Consider the following 17,703-nt stretch of genomic DNA (forward strand, 5'->3'; position numbering starts at 1 on the left):
ACAGCTGGCAGGATGGAACGCATGACTTATTCCGCGGCCGAAGACCGCTACGAATCCATGCCCTACCGCCGGGTCGGCCGCAGCGGGCTGAAACTTCCGGCCATCTCGCTGGGCCTATGGCACAACTTCGGCGACGACAAGCGCTTTGACGAACAGCGCGCCATCCTCCGCCGCGCCTTCGACCTGGGCGTCAACCACTTCGACCTCGCCAACAACTACGGCCCGCCTGACGGTTCCGCCGAGACCAACTTCGGCCGGCACCTCCAGGACGACTTCAAGCCCTACCGCGACGAACTGGTCATCTCCACCAAAGCCGGCTACTACATGTGGCCCGGCCCCTACGGCGAATGGGGCTCCAGGAAGTACCTCATTTCCAGCCTCGACCAGTCGCTGCAGCGGATGGGCCTGGACTACGTGGACATCTTCTACAGCCACCGGCCGGACCCGGAGACTCCCCTGGAAGAAACCATGGGTGCCCTGGATTACGCCGTGCGCTCGGGCAAAGCGCTGTACGCCGGCATCTCCTCCTACACCCCGGAGCAGACCCTCGAGGCGGCCCGCATCTTGAAGGACCTCGGGACGCCGCTGCTGATCCACCAGCCCAGCTACTCCATGCTCAACCGCTGGACCGAGAACGGCAGCCCCAACCTGTACGAGGCACTTGACCAGGTGGGCGCCGGTTCCATCGCCTTCTCGCCGCTGGCCCAGGGCATGCTTACCGACCGCTACCTGAACGGTGTTCCTGCCGATTCGCGCGCCGCCAAGGCCCGGTTCCTCTCAGAGGACTCCATCACCGATGAAAAGCTGGACCGGATCCGCGGGCTGCACGGGATTGCCGAAAACCGCGGGCAGTCGCTGGCGCAGATGGCCGTCGCCTGGATCCTGCGCGACCAGCCCAAGGGCTCGCCCGTTACGTCCGCGCTGGTGGGCGCCTCGAGCGTCCGCCAGTTGGAGGACACGCTGGCCGCGATCAACAACCTGGAGTTCTCCGAGGACGAGCTGACTGACATCGACGAGTTCGCCGTCGAGTCGGACATCAACCTCTGGAAGCAGCCCGCCTAGGTTACCGCCGCCCATCAACGGAGTGGGACCGGGGAACAAAGCCCGGTCCCACTCTGTTGGGTACAATGAATAGGCGCCACGTGGCGCCGCCCCGCCGGCCGCCGTCGTACCTTCGTCGCAGCGCAACCTGGCTGGCCGACGTTTGTCCCCCAAAGGAGTTCCGTGTCTTCACATCCGATTCGTGTTGCAATCGTCGGCGTAGGAAACTGCGCCGCTTCCCTGGTCCAAGGTGTCCACTACTACAAGGACGCTGACCCCGAGGCCACGATTCCGGGCCTGATGCACGTTGAGTTTGGCCAGTACCACGTGGGTGACGTTGAGTTCGTCGCAGCGTTTGACGTGGATGGCAAAAAAGTTGGTGTTGACCTTGCCGATGCCATCCTGGCCAGCGAAAACAACACCATCAAGATCGCAGACGTGCCGCCCACCGGTGTCACCGTCCAGCGCGGCCAGACCCTCGACGGTCTGGGCAAGTACTACCTCGAGACCATCGAGCAGTCCACCGAAGAGCCCGTTGACGTTGTCCAGGCGCTCAAGGACGCCAAGGTCGACGTCATGGTTTGCTACCTGCCGGTTGGTTCGCAGGAAGCTGCCGAGTTCTACGCCCAGTGCGCCATCGACGCCGGCGTGGGCTTCGTCAACGCCCTGCCCGTGTTTATCGCAGGCACCAAGGAGTGGGCGGACAAGTTCACCGCCGCCGGTGTGCCGATTGTTGGTGACGACATCAAGAGCCAGATCGGTGCCACCATTACGCACCGTGTCATGGCAAAGCTCTTCGAAGACCGCGGTGTCACCCTGGACCGCACGTACCAGCTGAACGTCGGCGGCAACATGGACTTCAAGAACATGCTGGAGCGCGACCGCCTCGAGTCCAAGAAGATCTCGAAGACCCAGGCCGTGACGTCCAACGTTGAGGCTGAACTGGCCGCGAAGGACGTGCACATCGGCCCGTCCGACTACGTCCAGTGGCTCGATGACCGCAAGTGGGCCTTCGTCCGCCTCGAGGGCCGCAACTTCGGTGACGCCCCCGTTTCGCTGGAGTACAAGCTCGAGGTTTGGGATTCGCCCAACTCCGCCGGCGTGATCATCGACGCCATCCGCGCCGCCAAGATCGGGCTGGACCGCGGCATCGGCGGCCCCCTGCTCTCCGCATCGAGCTACTTCATGAAGTCCCCGCCGGAGCAGTTCAACGACGACCTCGCCCGCGAAAAGGTCGAAGCCTTCATCCGCGGAGACCTCGAGCGCTAACCCGTTCGTCCGGGTGGCCCCTGAGACCCTCTCTCACTTGACGTCGGTATTTGGGCAATCCTCTATCACATAACGTCTGTTTCCACGCGGCGCTCTCTCACTTTTAGTGGGGGAGCGCCGCGCGTTTAACCCCGGTAGCGGCGCGTGGCGTTGCTGGCCGGGGAAGGGCACATCAAGTGAGAGAGCGTCTGTGGAAAGCGCACATCAGGTGAGAGAGGGTTTGCGGAAAGCGCACATCAGGTGAGAGAGCGTCTGCGGAAAGCGCACATCAAGTGAGAGAGGGTGCGGTGAGTGGTGGCACAACGGTGGAGGGTCAGGTGAGGCCTACCGGGTTGCCGGCGCCGTCCACGTCCATGCGCAGCGCGGCCGGAACGGCGGGCAGGCCGGGCATGGTCATCACGGCTCCGGTCAGCGCCACAATAAATCCGGCTCCGGTCTTGGGCAGGAGATCGCGCACGTGGATGGTGAAACCCTTCGGTGCACCCAGGCGGGAGGCGTCGTCGGTGAATGAGTACTGGGTTTTGGCCATGCATACCGGCATGCCGCCCCAGCCGTTCCGTTCTATGTCGGCCAGCCGCTTCAAGGCCGGCACGGAAAAGTCGACGCCGTCCGCGCCGTAGATTTCCTGCGCTATGGTCCGGATCTTGTCCTCCACCGGCAGCTCCAGGGGATACAGGTGCCGGAAGCTGTTCGGGCCGGCCACGACGCCGGCGACGAGGGCTGCGAGTTCATCGCCGCCGTCGCCCCCGCCGCCGCATGCCCAGACATCGGCGACGGCGGCCTGGACTCCCTCGGCAGCACACCAGGCGAGCAGCCAGTCGAGTTCCTCGGGGGAATCCGACGAGAACCTGTTGATGGCAACCACTGGCGTCACACCGAACTTCTCGATGTTGCGTACGTGCCGGCGGAGGTTGGCCACCCCTGCTTCCAGGGCCGGCAGGTCCGGCAGGGTGAGCCGGTCCTTCGGCACCCCGCCCTGCATCTTCAGTGCCCGGACGGTGGCTACCACCACGACGGCGGAAGGGACCAGGCCGCCGCACCGTGCCTTGATGTCCATGAACTTCTCGGCACCAAGATCGGCGCCGAAACCGGCCTCAGTAACAACGATGTCCGCCAGCCGTCGGGCCGTCTGGGTGGCGATGAGCGAGTTGCAGCCATGGGCGATGTTGGCGAACGGACCGCCATGGACCAGCGCCGGGGTACCCGCGATGGTCTGCACCAGGTTCGGCTTAATGGCTTCCTTCAAGAGCAGGGTCAAAGCGCCCTGGACACCGAGATGAGCCACGGTGACAGGGGAGCGGTCAAAGGTATAGCCGAAGGTGATCCTGCCCAGGCGCTCCCGGAGGTCCGCCAGATCAGTAGCCAGGCAGAAAACGGCCATGACCTCCGATGCCACGGTGATATCGAATCCGTCCTGGCGGGGGACTCCCTGCGCCGGCCCTCCCAGGCCGATCACCACCTCCCGCAGGGCGCGGTCGTTCATGTCCAGCACCCGCTTGAATGTCATGCGCCGGGGGTCGATGTTCAGTTCGTTGCCCTGGTAGATGTGGTTGTCCACCAGGGCCATGAGCGCATTGTTGGCCGAGGTGATGGCGTGGAAGTCGCCGGTGAAATGCAGGTTGATCTCGTCCATGGGCAAAACCTGCGAGTACCCGCCGCCGGTGGCTCCGCCCTTCATGCCCAGGACAGGACCCAGTGACGGCTCCCGCAGGGCGATCATCACCCGGTGTCCGGCCCGGGCCAGCGAATCGGCGAGCCCCACTGTGGTGGTGGACTTGCCCTCACCTGCCGGGGTAGGGGACATGGCCGAGACCAGCACCACCTTCCCGTGGGGCGGAGGCGCCGAAAGCTGCGCGGGATCAACCTTCGCCTTGTACCGCCCGTACAGCTCCACCGCCGCCGCATTGATCCCCGCCGCAGCCGCAATCTCCTCGATGGGCCGGATTCGTGCCGCACGTGCAATCTCAAGGTCACTTGGGGAAGCAGACATCATTGTCCTTTTCTTGGGCGGATGCGGCAGGTGGGGGCGTTAGGTGGCAGGAACGGTGGTCAGGTGCTGGCCCACGAAATCGTCGACGGCGGCGTGGTAGCTTTCGAGCGTGATGGCGGCAGTGCGCTGCCACCCCGAGCTCTGGGCCCGGATGGCGGCTGCCCGTCCCATGTCTTCCCGGGTGGCGGGGTCGTCATACAGGGCCTCCAGCGCATCCGCCCAGTCAGAGGCGTGATGGCCGTCCACCAACAGCCCCGTCCTGCCGTCGAAAATTGCCCGGGAAAGCCCGCCGACGCGCGTCGCCACGACGGGAGTGCCGCAGGCCTGGGCTTCCAGGGCCACCAGCCCGAACGATTCGCTGTAGGAGGGCATCACCACAACGTCGGCCGCGCGGAACCAGGCCGCCAGTTCGGGCGCCTTCACCGGCGGAAGCTGCGTGACGACGTCGTCCATTCCCGCCTCCGCGACCAGCCGCCGGAGATTGAACTCCTTGTTTCCGCTCAGCGAGCCGAGGATGGTGAGCCGGAGGTTGATGTCCGGCCGCCGGCGCCGCAGCAGGGCCGCTGCCTTCACCAGGATCTGCGGACCCTTCAGTCGCTGGATCCGGCCCGCGAAGACGAGGTGGAAGGTTTCCGGGCCGATGCCCCGCCCGGTCCTCGCCCTGGCGCGGAAGGCAGGAGTGAAAGTGCTGAGATCGACGCCGGGCGGGGCGATGTCTATCCGGTCATAAGAGGCGCCGTAATGCGACACCAGCTCAGCGGCCTCGGCACTGGTGTTGGCGATCAGCCGCGCGGCCCCGTCCACGATCCGGTGCTCACCCAGCTCCCGGCGCCGCGGCTCAGGCTGTTCCCCGGACTCGAGCAGGAGGTTTTTGACCTTGGCCATGGTGTGCATGGTGTGGACCAGCGGCACGCCCCATAGTTCGGACAGCTCCAGCCCGGCGATGCCGGACACCCAATAGTGCGAATGGATGACGTCGTAGCGGCCATGCGGCTGCCGCTGACGGATCTGCTCGATTTCCTCCACCATGTGGTGGAGAAGTCCGGGAAGCTCTTCCTTGGGGATCTTCCTGGCAGGTCCGGCCAGGACGTTATGGACGCACACGCCGGGATCCGGGTGTTCGATGGCGGGCTGGCCGGCGGAGGTGGATCGCGTGAAGATCTCCACTTCCACGCCCGCTTCGGCCAGCGCGGAGGCCAGTTCGCGGATGTAGACGTTCATCCCGCCGGCATCACCGGAGCCGGGCTGCTCCATGGGGGAGGTGTGGAGGGACAGTAAAGCCACCCTGCGGACCGCTGCCACTGGACCTCCTTCCGGCCACCGGCGCAGATTAACGCGCCGGGTCAGTGCTGGGCATTCGATAAAACACTACTCCTGTGTCAACGCGTACCACTGCGCCACGTCTTCCTCAAGCCTGGAAAGGCCTGCTCGTAGCCGCTCAGCAGTGCTGCGGCGAGCTCCTCGGAGGCCACCAGCGAATGCCGGGCGAACGCCTGCAGTGCCGCCCCGCGGTCACCTTCCGTCGCTGCCCGCACTGTCAGCCGTTCCACGTCCTTGACCTGCTGCAGCAGCCCGAGCTGCTCCGGCGGTGGAGCCGCCTGTGCCAGCGGCAGCGCGCCGTCGGCCGTCACCGTACAGGGAAGTTCGACGACGGCGTCCGCCGGCAGGCCCGGAATGGCGGCTGCGAGGGTGGCCGCCTCCGTGCCGGCCGGGGGTAGCGCGAATGCCCCGGTAGTGCCGGCTGGGGGTAGCGGAGACGTCCCGGTGGCGCCGGCCGGCACGGTGTTGCGCGTGTTCAAAATCAGCTGGACCTCGCCGGAACCTGAAAGGGCGCGCATGGCCGCCAGTGCGACGCGTTCATAGCCGCCACCGGCAAGGTCGGCTTCGTCGCGGTGTTCGTCCTTCCCCCGGGCCTCGGCCAGGTATCCCTCCTCCCGCGACCGGCGCGCAGCCTCCCACATGGTGAACGCCTCACCGCCCGCCGCAGCCAGCCGCGGATACAACTCCTGCTGCTGGCTGTGAATGGATTCCCCGCGGGTAGCCGGCAGGGCACGCATCGCTTCCCGGGCTGCGTCCTGCTGGTAGTAGTAATACAGGTACTCGTTGGGGAGCGCGCCAAGGCGGGCCAGGAACGGTTGCGGAAAGAGCCTGCCTTCTTCGAAGGACTGGAGGGCCTGCGGATCGGACAACAGCGCGGGAAGGACGTCCCGTCCGCCGGACTCCAGCCGGTACAGCCAGCCCAGGTGGTTCAGGCCGTAGTAGCCCACGCCGTCGAGCCTTCCTTCCGGGAGTGCGACGCCTGCGGCCCGGGCGGCCCGGTGTACCAGGCCGCCCGCGGAGTCGCAGATCCCGATGACGCGCCTGCCGAGCACCGGCAGGAGTGCTTCGGTGACCATGCCGGCAGGGTTGGTGAAGTTGATCAGCCACGCGTCGGGGCAGTGTTCCTTCATCAGGTGCGCGAGCTCCAGCATGCGCGGGATGGTCCGGAGGGCATAGGAGATGCCGCCGGCGCCCGTGGTTTCCTGTCCCAGCAGCCCCAGGTCCTGCGCCACTCTTTCGTCGGCGACCCTTCCGGCCGTGCCGCCGGGACGGATTGCGGCAAACACCATCTGTGTCCGCGCCAACGCCTGCGCCAAATCGGTGGTGGGGTGCACCGGCAGGCGCCGACCAGGGCCGGGCATGCTGCGCAGGACAGCTGTCACGGCGGCCAGGCGGGAGAGGTCGACGTCGAACAGCACCAGTTCGCTGACTACGCCGGTGAAGGGGCCGGAGGCCAGGGCCCGGTAGATCAGCGGAACCCGGAAACCCCCGCCGCCCACAATCAAAAGCCGCATAATCAGCAGTCTAGGGGCGGGTGTCCGCAGCACCTACAGCAGCCCCTACCGGATGTCGGTGGCAGGGCGTAGTGTGCGGCACATGAACGCGATCCCGGCACGCCAATTCGACCCCCTGGCCGCCGTCCGCTCGCCCTCGGACCCCGGATTCGACGTGCTGCTGGCCGGCACGGTGTTCCAGGACATCATCTTCACCGGATTGCCCCACGCACCCGAGCCGGGCACCGAAATCTGGAGCGACGGCATGGGCAGCTGCCCGGGCGGGGTGGCCAACCAAGCCATCGCTGCCGCGCGTCTGGGCCTGCGGACCGGCCTCGCCGCGGCCTTCGGCGATGACGGGTACGGGGACTTCAACTGGAAGATCCTCTCTGCCCAGGAGCACGTGGACCTGAGCCTGTCACGGAAGGTTCCGGGCTGGCATTCGCCGGTCACTGTCTCGCTGTGTGTGGACAAGGACCGGTCCCTGGTGACCCACGGCCATGCCGCGCCGGTAACGGCGTCGGAGCTTATCGGGGACCCGCCTCCAGCGCTCGCAGGCATCGCGGAAGTGGGGCTGGAGGTTGAACCATGGGCCAAGGAGGCGCACCAGGCGGGAGTAAAGCTGTTTGGCGACGTCGGGTGGGACCCCAGCGGCGTCTGGGCGCCGGTGCGGCTGGACAACCTGCAGTACTTCCACGCGTTCCTGCCCAACCAGCGCGAGGCCATGGCGTTCACAGGCAAGGACGATCCGTGGACGGCCCTCTACGCGCTGGCGGACCGGGTGCCGGTTGCCGTGGTGACACTGGGGCCACAGGGGGCCATGGCGGTGGACTCCGAAACCGGGGAGGAGGAGTGGGTGCCTTCCCTGCCCGTCAAGGCGTTTGATCCCACCGGCGCCGGTGACTGCTTTGACGCCGCTTTCATCGTTGGCAGCCTGGCCGGCTGGCCGCTGGGGAACAGGCTGCGTTTCGCAAACCTCTGTGCCTCCCTGGCAGTGCAGGAGGTGGGAGGATCGCTGGCCGCCCCGGGCTGGGGGGACATCGCCGACTGGTGGAAGCGCGCCAATGCCCGGCCAGAACGGCAGACCAGCCAGTGGCTCCGGCGCTTCTCCTTCCTGGCCGACATCGTCCAGGACGTTCCGCTCGCGGCCCAGCGCAGGGCATCGGCCACCATCGCACACCTCTCAGACGCCTGATTATTCGGCCCGAAGCGCCAGCACTAGAATCACTAGGGTGACTTACCCCGCAACGACCGGTGATTTTGACGCTGCCCCGGGACAGGACCCCCGCAACGAGCGGTCCGCCGTGATCGACCTTGATGCCATCCGGCACAACGTCCGGCGGCTGGCCGCTGCAGCCTCCCCGGCGAAGGTCATGGCCGTAGTGAAGGCGGACGCGTACGGGCACGGCGCCGTCCCGGTGGCGCGTGCGGCCCTGGAAGCCGGCGCCGCCTGGCTGGGGGTTGCCCACATTTCAGAGGCGCTGGCGCTGCGTGCCGCCGGGATCGACGCTCCGCTGCTGGCCTGGCTGCACACCACGGAAAGCAACTTTGGCGCAGCGGTGGCAGCCGGCGTCGACATCGGTTGCTCCGGCTGGGAACTTGACCGCATTGTCGCCGCGGCCCGCGAGCAGGAACGCCCCGCCCGCATCCATCTGAAGGTGGACACCGGCCTGGGACGCAACGGTGCAACCCTCGATACCTGGGACCACCTGGTGGGCGAGGCCATGGAATACCAGGACCAGGGACTGCTGCGGGTGGTGGGGATCTTCTCGCACCTGGCCGTCGCCGACGAACCCGAACGGCCGGAAACCGACCAGCAGCTCGCCGCCTTCCGCGAAGCCCTGGCTGTGGCCGAGGACGCCGGCGTGGACCCCGAAGTCCGGCACCTTGCCAACACTCCGGCCACGCTGTCCCGTCCGGACACCCACTTTGACCTGGTCCGGACGGGCCTGGGGATTTACGGGTTGTCGCCCTTTGCCGGGCAGACGTCCGCCGAGCTGGGCCTCCGCCCCGCCATGACCCTCCGGACCCTGGTGTCCCAGTGCAAGGAGGTCCCGGACGGGCAGGGCGTCTCCTATGGCCTGCGCTACCGCACCAGCGGCCGCAGCACTTTGGGCCTGATCCCGGTGGGCTACGCCGACGGCGTGCCGCGCATCGCCACCGGCGGGCCCGTCCGCGTGGCCGGCAAAACCTACCCGGTAGTAGGACGGATCGCCATGGACCAGATGGTCATCGACCTTGGCGGCATCGGCCCTGCCGGGGCGGGCCTGCTGGGTGCCGAAGCCGAGCTGTTCGGCGACGGCGCCGACGGCGGCCCCACTGCTGATGACTGGGCGCGTGCCGCCGGCACCATCAACTACGAAATCGTCACCCGGATCAGCCCACGCGTACCCCGCCGCTTCATCAACGAAAAGGCGCCGGCCGCCGTCGGGCAGCGTGCGGAGGGGGCAGCGTGAACGCGCCGGAGCCCCTGAACAACGGCCAGGCCGCTCCCAACTGGGAAAAGACGTTCACCGCGACGACGGCGGACCAGACCCACGCGCTCGCCGTGCGTCTTGCGGAGGTCCTGGAGGCCGGGGACCTGTTGGTACTCTCCGGCGAGCTGGGTGCCGGGAAAACCACCTTCACGCAAGGTTTGGGGGAGGGCCTGGGCGTGCGCGCAGGCATTATCTCGCCCACCTTTGTCCTGGTGCGCATCCACCCCAACCTGCCGGACGGTCCGCGGCCCGGCGGGCCGGACCTAGTGCACGTGGACGCCTACCGGCTGGGATCGGCCGCCGAGGTAGACGACATCGACCTCGAGAACACCCTCGACTCCTCCGTGACGGTTGTGGAATGGGGCCACGACCGGGTGGAGCACCTGAGCGAGAGCCGCCTGGAAATTGACCTGCACCGTGCGATCGGCTTGAGCGGCACTACGGTCAATGGCACGGCACCAGGGGCTGTGGGCGGGGGAGCCGGAGCGTCCCCCGGGTTCACCCGGTCCGACGGCGGGACCCTGGATTTCGACAACGAGGACACGGACGAGCCCCGCACCATCGTGATGCGCGGGTACGGTCCGCGCTGGCCGGCGCTTCCGGGTCCGGTTGCCGCCTCTGAAGGGAACGCCTGATGCTTATCCTCGCCATCGATACCTCCGCCGTGGCGAGCGCTGCCCTGGTTTCCGGCGACGCCCTCGAAGGCGTGGTGGCCAGCTTCTCCACGGAGGACACCCGAAGCCATGCGGAAGTGCTCGCGCCGGGAATCGAACAGATGCTCGTTGACGCCGGTGTCAGCGGAGACGATATCGACGCCCTCGTGGTGGGCGTGGGTCCCGGACCGTTCACCGGGCTGCGGTCCGGCATCGCCACCGCTCGCACCCTGTCCTTCGTGTGGGGTAAACCCCTGTACGGGCTGATGAGCCTGGATGCCGTGGCACTGGAAGTGGCGGAATCCACCGCCGCGGCCCCGGACTTCCTGGTGGTCACCGATGCCCGGCGCAAAGAGGTGTACTGGGCCCGCTACAGCCTTGCCGATGGCCAGCTTCCCGTGCTGGAGGACGGGCCGCACGTTGGCTCTGCCTCGGATCTGCCGGACCTCCCCGCTTACGGTGCCGGTGCCGGGCTCTACGGGGAAACCCTGGAGGCGAACCCGGAATTCGCGCTGGAACAGCCGGACGCCCTGTACCTGGGCCAGTTCGCACTGGCCCGGCTTGCCGCCGGAGATTTCCTCCTCGACTCCACCCCCTTGTACCTGCGCGAATCCGATGCGCAGGTTCCCGGGCCCAGGAAGAGGGCCCTGTGAACGCCGCCGCGGATCCCGCCAGCCTCGGCGTCTCCATCCGGCAGATGACCCCCGAGGACGTTATCGCCGTCAGCGTCCTGGAGCAGCGGCTTTTCCCTGTGGATGCCTGGCCACTGCACATGTTTTACGACGAGCTGGCCCAGCCGGAAACCCGCTGGTACCTGGTGGCTGAGGGCAGCGAAGGCATCGTGGGCTACGCCGGGCTGATGTGCATAGAACCCATCGCGGACGTGCAGACCATCGCCGTCGTGCCCGAATACGAAGGGCGCGGAATCGGCACCACGCTGCTGACCTCGCTCATAGAGGAGGCGCGCCGCAGGTACGCAGCGGACCTCCTGCTGGAGGTGCGCGCGGACAACCCCCGCGCGCAGCAGCTTTACCGGCGCTTCGGCTTCGAACAAATCCACGTCCGCCCCCGCTACTACCGCGACGGCGTTGACGCCCTCATCATGCGCCTCCAGCTTCCCGGGCCTGAAAGCGAAGGACCGGGACACGGCACATCAACGGAAGCAGGCCAGCCATGAACCGCTCGCAGCCCCTGGTGCTCGGCATCGAATCCTCCTGCGACGAAACTGGAGTGGGCATCGTCCGGGGCACCACCCTCCTGACCAACACCGTGTCCTCGTCCATGGATGAACACGTCCGGTTCGGCGGGGTCATTCCCGAGATCGCTTCCCGGGCCCACCTTGATGCCTTCGTGCCCACGCTCGAGCAGTCGCTGTCCGACGCCGAAGTCACCCTGGAGGACGTGGACGCCATTGCGGTCACTTCCGGCCCCGGCCTGGCCGGCGCCCTCATGGTGGGGGTCTGCGCCGCAAAGGCCCTGGCCGTGGCCACCGGCAAGCCGCTCTACGCCATCAACCACCTCGTGGCGCACGTGGGCGTGGGACTGCTGGACGGGCAACAGGGCACAGCCGCTCCCCGGCTGCCGGAGAATCTCGGCGCACTGCTGGTCTCCGGCGGGCACACCGAGATCCTGAAAATCAACAGCATCACGGACGATGTGCAACTGCTTGGTTCCACCATCGATGACGCCGCCGGCGAAGCGTACGACAAAGTGGCCCGCATTCTGGGGCTCGGCTATCCGGGCGGGCCTGCCATCGACAAGGTGGCACGGACCGGCAACGCCAAATCCATCCGCTTCCCCCGCGGCCTCAGCCAGCCCAAGTACATGGGGACGGCCGGGAAACCCGGCCCGCACCGCTACGACTGGTCCTTCAGCGGGTTGAAGACCGCTGTGGCCAGGTGCGTCGAGCAGTTCGAGGCCCGCGGCGAGGAGGTCCCGGTTGCCGATATCGCAGCCGCATTCCAGGAAGCCGTGGTGGACATCATCTCGTCCAAGGCCGTCCTGGCCTGCCGGGAAAACGGCATCAGGGACGTGCTGCTCGGCGGCGGCGTGGCGGCGAACTCGCGCCTGCGGGAGCTGACCGGCCAGCGCTGCGCCTCGGCCGGGATCACGCTGCACGTTCCGCCGCTGGACCTCTGCACCGACAACGGCGCCATGGTGGCCGCCCTTGGAGCGCAGCTGGTGATGGCCGGAGTGGAACCCAGCGGGATCAGGTTCGCCCCGGATTCCTCCATGCCGGTCACCTCGGTCTCACTCCCGGCCTGACCACGACCGGCAAGGCGCCGGAGGAAGAATTCAGGCGGTGGGGCCGTTCCGCATCTGCTTGACCAGGTCCAGGACGACGGCCTGGAGGTCCCCGCCGTGCTCCTCGGCCACCCGGCGCTGCCGCTGGTAGCCGGCGCCGCGGCGGATGATCTTCTCGACGTCGGCAAGCTCATCCGGGCAGCCGAGCTTGGCGGCCACGGGCTCAAGCCGGTTCAGGGTTTCCAGCAGGTGGTCCGTAACCAGCTGCTCCTTGCCCGCGGCATCAAGGATGATGATCGCGTCCATGCCGTAGCGGGCGGCCCGCCACTTGTTCTCCTGGATGTGCCACGGCGGCATGGTGGGAATGGTTCCGCCGTTGTCCAGGGTGGTGGAAAACTCATCCACCAGACACTGGGTGAGGGCGGCGATGGCGCCCACTTCCTCAAGGGTGGCCAGCCCGTCGCAGATGCGCATCTCGATGGTGCCCAGGTTGGGCACCGGCCGGATGTCCCAGCGGATCTCCGAGAGGGTATCAATCACGCCGGTGGTGAACATGTCCTGTACGTAGGACTCGTATTCCTCCCACGAGCTGAACTGGAAGGGGAGGCCGGCTGTGGGCAGCTGCTGGAACATCAGGGCGCGCTGTGACGCGTAGCCGGTGTCCTCGCCGCCCCAGAAGGGGCTCGACGCCGAGAGCGCCTGGAAGTGCGGGAAGTAGTTGACCAGGCCGTCCAGCACCGGAAGCGCCTTCTCGCGGCGGTCCAAACCGACGTGTACATGCACGCCGTAAATGACCATCTGGCGGCCCCACCACTGGGTGCGGTCAATGAGCTTTGCGTACCGGGCCTTGTCCGTCACCGGCTGCAGCTGCGGCGGGCTGAAAGGGTGGCTTCCGGCACAGAACAGCTCCACGCCCATCGGATCGGTGATCTCGCGTACCGCTATGAGGGACCTGCTGAGGTCCTCCTTGGCTTCGGCGGCCGTCTCGCAGATGCCGGTGACCAGCTCCACCGTATTCAGCAGCAGTTCCTGCTTGATGTGCGGGTGCTCGTCATCGTCGCTAAGCTCCGGGTGGCGGGAGGCCACGCCGCGGAGCACCTCATTGGCAACCGAGGCCAGCTCGCCCGTCCTGCCGTCCACCAGCGCGAGTTCCCATTCGACACCAAGTGTTGATTGCCTCGATGAAGCGAACTCGATTTCCACGCGTTTCCTAACTGTCCTGTTTGCCGCTGGCTTCCGCCGTCACTGGGGGCTGCTGCGGCTCCTGCCGGCAGGCGAACGGGTGGTTCAAGTCTAGTGCAGGGGTAGCATCGTATTGATGGCCTTGTTCCAACACCTGCGTGACAGTCTTCACAAAACCTTCCCCGTTCTGGCTGCAGCCTCTGCTGCGGTGGCGCTCGCATCCTGTACCGCGGCTCCCGGCCCTGCCCCGTCGCAGGCACCTTCCACCCCGGCCGCACCTTCGGCACCACGCACGACGCCGGCACCCGCCACAGCTTCCCCCTCACCTTCGCCAACACCCGACCCTGCCCTGCGCCCGCTGGGGTGGGGCCCGCAGCAGCGGGACCAGGACGCCGCCGCCGCGGCCCTGGCGCGGATGTCGCCGGAGCAGAAGGCGGGGCAGGTCCTGCTTCCCTTCTTCACGGGCACGGACGCCGGTGCCCATGCCGCCGTCGTCGAACGCCTGCACCTTGCCGGGGCCATCATCATGGGCGACAACGTGCCGCTGGACCCGCAGGGGAATGTGGACGTCGCGGCCATGGGCGCCGCCAACCAGAAAATAGCGAGGGCGGCCACAGCTGACGGCAGGCCATGGCCGGGGATGATCGGCGTTGACCAGGAGGGCGGCATCGTGGCACGCCTCGGAGCGCCCCTGACGGAATGGCCGGCGCCCATGAGCTACGGCGCCGCCGGCAGCTTGCCCTTGGCGCAGGAGGCCGGGCAGGGGCTGGCAAGCGAGCTGGTGCCGTTGGGCTTCAACACGGACTTCGCCCCGGCCACTGACGTGACCATTGGACCTGCGGATCCCACCATCGGTGCCCGGTCCATGTCCGCTGACCCGGCCGCGGCTGCCAGCCTGGGGGTGGCCTACTCCCAAGGGATGCTGGCCGCAGGCGTCCTTCCCGCCGTCAAGCATTTCCCCGGCCACGGGTCGGTGACCACCGATTCACACCTGAACCTTCCCGTACAGCCTGCCGGTGTGGCCGATCTGAGTGCGCGCGACTGGAAGCCCTTCCAGGCCGCCATCGCCGCCGGCGCCCCGATGGTGATGACCGGCCACATCGCGGTGCCTGCCTTGGAACCCGGCGTACCGGCGTCGCTCTCCGCGCCGACCTACAAGGCGCTGCGGGGGCTCGGGTTCAACGGGGTGGCCGTGACCGATGCCCTGAACATGGGGGCGGTGCACAAGACGTACCCCGCCGGCTCAGCCGCCGTCATGGCCCTGGCTGCGGGAGCGGACCTCCTGCTGATGCCTGCCGACGTCGGGCAGGCCCATGCCGCGATTGTCTCTGCCGTGGCCACCGGCAGCCTGCCGGCGTCAAGGCTGGATGAAGCCGCCCTGCGGGTGGCAACCATGATGACGTGGCACGCCCGGGCCGCTGCGGGAACGGGCAAACCTACAGGTACTGCAGCCGGCAGCAGCGCCCCGCTTTCAGCCAAGGTCTCCACCGCTGCCGTCACGGTCCTTTCCGGCCACTGCGGCGTACCCCTCGCACCGGGCGCGGTCCGCGTGGCCGGTGGCAGCCCGGTGGACAGGGCACGGTTCGCGGACGCCGCGGCGCGACACGGCCTCACGTTGGGCTCCGGCCCCCTGGTCACCCTCATCCCGTACGGCGGACGGCCGGCGGGAGGGGACATTGCCGTCGCCCTCGATGCGCCCTGGCCGCTGGACAGCTCCGCGGCGCCGGTCAAGGTGGCCCTGTACGGCCGCAGCCAGGGCGCCTTCGATGCCCTCGCCGCCGTGCTGGCAGGTACGGCGGCGGCTCCGGGAAAGCTGCCCGCCGACGTCGGAAGGTATCCTGCCGGAACCGGCTGCCCCTAACCCAAGAAAGGCGCCAAGTGCCGTTTGGTGCGTTGAAAACGGCACTTAGCGCTGCCTCCTTGGGCAGTAACGGGTTAAATGGTGGGGTGCCCATCCTGAATAAAGACATGACCCTCTGCATCTCGCTCTCCGCCCGGCCCAGCAACAACGGGACCCGCTTCCACAACCACCTGTACGGACAGCTGGACCTGAACTGGATCTACAAGGCGTTCGCCCCCACCAACCTGGAACAGGCCATCGCCGGAGTCCGGGGGCTGGGAATCCGCGGCTGCGCCATCTCCATGCCGTACAAGGAGGACGTCATCGCCCTCGTGGACGAGATGGATGCCTCCGCGAAGGCCATCGACTCCGTGAACACCATCGTGAACACCGATGGGCACCTGAAGGCCTACAACACCGACTACACCGCGATTGAACAGTTGCTGGCCACCAACGCCGTTCCCACCAGCTATTCAGTGCTGGTCCAGGGGGCAGGAGGCATGGCCAAGGCCACCGTTGCCGCGCTCCGGGACGCCGGATTCACCAACGTCACAGTCCTCGCGCGGAACGAAACCACCGGCCGGGCGCTCGCCGAACAGTACGGGTTCCAGTGGCGTCCGGCGCTCGACGGCGGGACGGCGGACCTCATCATCAACGTGACACCCCTCGGCATGGCCGGCGGACCCGGAGCGGACACCCTGGCTTTCCCGCCCGAAGCCATCGACGCCGCACAGGTTGTGTTCGACGTGGTTGCCCTCCCTGCCGAAACCCCGTTGATCATTGCGGCCCGCGCCGCCGGAAAGCCGGTGATCACAGGAGCCGAGGTAGCCACGATCCAGGCGCTGGAGCAGTTCGTGCTCTACACCGGCGTCCGGCCGACGGCCGAACAGGTGCGGGCGGCCGAGGAATTCACCCGCGCCCAGTAGCGGCTTTCAGGCGGGTTCCACCACGATGACCACCCGGTCCTCGCCAATGCGGGTCAGGACCAGGGTGGCCGTTTTGGTACCGGCTTTCCTGCCGCCTGCGCTTTTCCCTGTGTTTTTCCCGCCGGGAAGGAGCTGTTTGCGCAGTTCCTCCGGCGTGACGGCGGTGCCGCGCTTCTTGATGTCCAGCACTCCGATGCCCTCCGTTTTCACCCACGCCTTGAGGGCCTTGACGTTGTACGGCATGACCTGGAGGACTTTGTAGGCGCGGGCGAAGGGCGTGTCCACCAGCTGCGGCGCGCAGATGTAGGCGATGTGTTCATCCACCAGGTGGCCGCCGAGCTGCAACGCGACGTCGGCCACCAGTCCCGCGCGGATCACGGCACCGTCGGGCTCGTACAGGTAGCCCTCCACAGGCCCCACCGGGGCGGCGGGACCAGCCCCGAAATCCTCGCCGCTGGTGAGCTCGGCCGCACCTTGGGGACCCAGGACCAGCGCCGCCCGGCGGATGCCGGGGCGCCGGACGGCGTTGAACCACAGCGCCACCTCGGTTACATCGCCGGAGACGGAGACCCACTGCGCCTCGCACTCCGCCGGCACCGAGTCATGGGGCATTCCCGGTCCCATTTTGACGCCGACCGCCCGGCCGGACGCAGCCAGGGACTCAACAAAGGACAGCGGCGGCGAAAAGGCCTCGGGGTCCCAGATGCGCTTGGTCCCGGAAGTGGAAGTGACCCGGCGCGCAGGGTCCAGCCAGACGCCGTCGATCCCTTCCAGCGGAACGGCAGTGGCATCCGCGTGGACCACGGAAGCGTTGGCGAAAGGGATGAGGTTTACGGTTGCGCAGGCGGCGGTGGTCTCGTCCATTTCCACAGCTGTGACCTTGATGTCCATCGACGCCAGTGCCAGGGAGTCAGCGGCCAGGCCGCAGCCGAGGTCCGCCACGTGGCCGATGCCCGCCTCGGCAAACCGCTGCGCATGGCGCGCGGCCACGTTGAGCCTGGTGGCCTGTTCCAGACCCGCCTGGGTGAACAGCATGCTGCGGGCAAACTCACCGAACTTCGCCTCTGCCTTGGTGCGGAGCCGGGACTGGGTCAGGACCGCGGACACCAGGGCGGGGGAGTGGCCGGCCTTCCGCAATGCTGAGTTCAGCTCGAAGGACTTGTCCTCCTGGTAGGGGCCCAAGGACGCCAAAAGCTCCCAGCCTTCCGGGGTCAGCAAGGGCGCGATCTGGTCCTGGGGAGCTGGAGACATGCCTTCCAGCCTAGTGG

General features: G+C 67.5%; 15 protein-coding genes. 10 read left to right on the forward strand and 5 right to left on the reverse strand.

Annotated features, from left to right (window positions below):
• Positions 1-21 precede the first annotated feature (21 nt).
• Together mgrA and AC5RVN_RS01150 are read left to right on the forward strand one after the other, a co-directional pair.
• The gene (mgrA, locus tag AC5RVN_RS01145) at positions 22-1,062 is read left to right on the forward strand and encodes an L-glyceraldehyde 3-phosphate reductase (RefSeq protein WP_494041928.1); all 1,041 of its coding nucleotides are present in this window, start codon (positions 22-24) and stop codon (positions 1,060-1,062) included.
• Positions 1,063-1,224: 162 nt separating this feature from the next.
• Positions 1,225-2,310 (forward strand): inositol-3-phosphate synthase, encoded by a 1,086-nt coding sequence (locus AC5RVN_RS01150; protein WP_494041927.1) that lies wholly within the window; start codon positions 1,225-1,227, stop codon positions 2,308-2,310.
• Positions 2,311-2,623: 313 nt separating this feature from the next.
• Here the strand turns inward: AC5RVN_RS01150 and AC5RVN_RS01155 are convergent, their stop codons facing one another.
• The 3 genes from AC5RVN_RS01155 to AC5RVN_RS01165 all read right to left on the reverse strand — a co-directional run bounded on the left by AC5RVN_RS01155 (position 2,624) and on the right by AC5RVN_RS01165 (position 7,134).
• The gene (locus AC5RVN_RS01155; RefSeq protein WP_494136821.1) at positions 2,624-4,300 is read right to left on the reverse strand and encodes a formate--tetrahydrofolate ligase; all 1,677 of its coding nucleotides are present in this window, start codon (positions 4,298-4,300) and stop codon (positions 2,624-2,626) included.
• A 39-nt stretch (positions 4,301-4,339) separates the two neighbouring features.
• Positions 4,340-5,602 carry a D-inositol-3-phosphate glycosyltransferase gene (gene mshA / locus AC5RVN_RS01160; RefSeq protein WP_494136822.1) on the reverse strand — a complete coding sequence of 421 codons (1,263 nt, stop codon included), beginning with the start codon at positions 5,600-5,602 and terminating at the stop codon, positions 4,340-4,342.
• 77 nt (positions 5,603-5,679) lie between these two features.
• Positions 5,680-7,134 (reverse strand): family 4 glycosyl hydrolase, encoded by a 1,455-nt coding sequence (locus AC5RVN_RS01165; RefSeq protein WP_494136823.1) that lies wholly within the window; start codon positions 7,132-7,134, stop codon positions 5,680-5,682.
• A gap of 82 nt (positions 7,135-7,216) precedes the next feature.
• Here AC5RVN_RS01165 and AC5RVN_RS01170 point away from each other — a divergent pair, with 82 nt between their 5' ends.
• The 6 genes from AC5RVN_RS01170 to tsaD are packed head-to-tail and all read left to right on the forward strand — an operon-like array spanning position 7,217 to position 12,508.
• Entirely contained in the window at positions 7,217-8,308 is a 1,092-nt protein-coding gene (locus tag AC5RVN_RS01170; RefSeq protein ID WP_494105501.1) for a carbohydrate kinase family protein, read from the forward strand.
• Between the two features lie 37 nt (positions 8,309-8,345).
• Positions 8,346-9,569, forward strand: coding sequence for an alanine racemase (alr, locus tag AC5RVN_RS01175; protein WP_494136824.1), 1,224 nt, complete (start codon positions 8,346-8,348; stop codon positions 9,567-9,569).
• Positions 9,566-10,225: a tRNA (adenosine(37)-N6)-threonylcarbamoyltransferase complex ATPase subunit type 1 TsaE gene (gene tsaE, locus AC5RVN_RS01180; protein ID WP_494136825.1), complete on the forward strand. Its 660-nt coding sequence runs from the start codon at positions 9,566-9,568 to the stop codon at positions 10,223-10,225. The genes alr and tsaE overlap by 4 nt, the downstream gene beginning before the upstream one ends.
• The gene (gene tsaB, locus AC5RVN_RS01185) at positions 10,225-10,896 is read left to right on the forward strand and encodes a tRNA (adenosine(37)-N6)-threonylcarbamoyltransferase complex dimerization subunit type 1 TsaB (protein WP_494136826.1); all 672 of its coding nucleotides are present in this window, start codon (positions 10,225-10,227) and stop codon (positions 10,894-10,896) included. The genes tsaE and tsaB overlap by 1 nt, the downstream gene beginning before the upstream one ends.
• Before the next feature lie 44 nt (positions 10,897-10,940).
• Positions 10,941-11,420 (forward strand): ribosomal protein S18-alanine N-acetyltransferase, encoded by a 480-nt coding sequence (gene rimI / locus AC5RVN_RS01190; protein WP_494137082.1) that lies wholly within the window; start codon positions 10,941-10,943, stop codon positions 11,418-11,420.
• Positions 11,417-12,508, forward strand: a complete 1,092-nt coding sequence (tsaD, locus tag AC5RVN_RS01195; RefSeq protein WP_494136827.1) for a tRNA (adenosine(37)-N6)-threonylcarbamoyltransferase complex transferase subunit TsaD — start codon at positions 11,417-11,419, stop codon at positions 12,506-12,508. The genes rimI and tsaD overlap by 4 nt, the downstream gene beginning before the upstream one ends.
• Positions 12,509-12,538: 30 nt before the next feature.
• Here the strand turns inward: tsaD and AC5RVN_RS01200 are convergent, their stop codons facing one another.
• Entirely contained in the window at positions 12,539-13,690 is a 1,152-nt protein-coding gene (locus AC5RVN_RS01200) for a glutamate--cysteine ligase (protein ID WP_494136828.1), read from the reverse strand.
• Positions 13,691-14,084: 394 nt separating this feature from the next.
• On the opposite strand from AC5RVN_RS01200, the gene AC5RVN_RS01205 reads away from it, so the two are divergent.
• Complete coding sequence (locus AC5RVN_RS01205) at positions 14,085-15,530, forward strand: glycoside hydrolase family 3 N-terminal domain-containing protein (protein WP_494137083.1); 1,446 nt, start codon at positions 14,085-14,087, stop codon at positions 15,528-15,530.
• Positions 15,531-15,616: 86 nt separating this feature from the next.
• A complete protein-coding gene (locus AC5RVN_RS01210) occupies positions 15,617-16,435 on the forward strand; it encodes a shikimate 5-dehydrogenase (RefSeq protein WP_494136829.1) in 819 nt (272 codons plus the stop codon).
• A 6-nt stretch (positions 16,436-16,441) separates the two neighbouring features.
• Here AC5RVN_RS01210 and AC5RVN_RS01215 read toward each other — a convergent pair whose 3' ends face one another.
• A complete protein-coding gene (locus AC5RVN_RS01215; protein ID WP_494041916.1) occupies positions 16,442-17,686 on the reverse strand; it encodes a THUMP-like domain-containing protein in 1,245 nt (414 codons plus the stop codon).
• Between the last annotated feature and the right edge of the window lie 17 nt (positions 17,687-17,703).

The organism is Arthrobacter sp. sptzw32 (assembly GCF_059089735.1).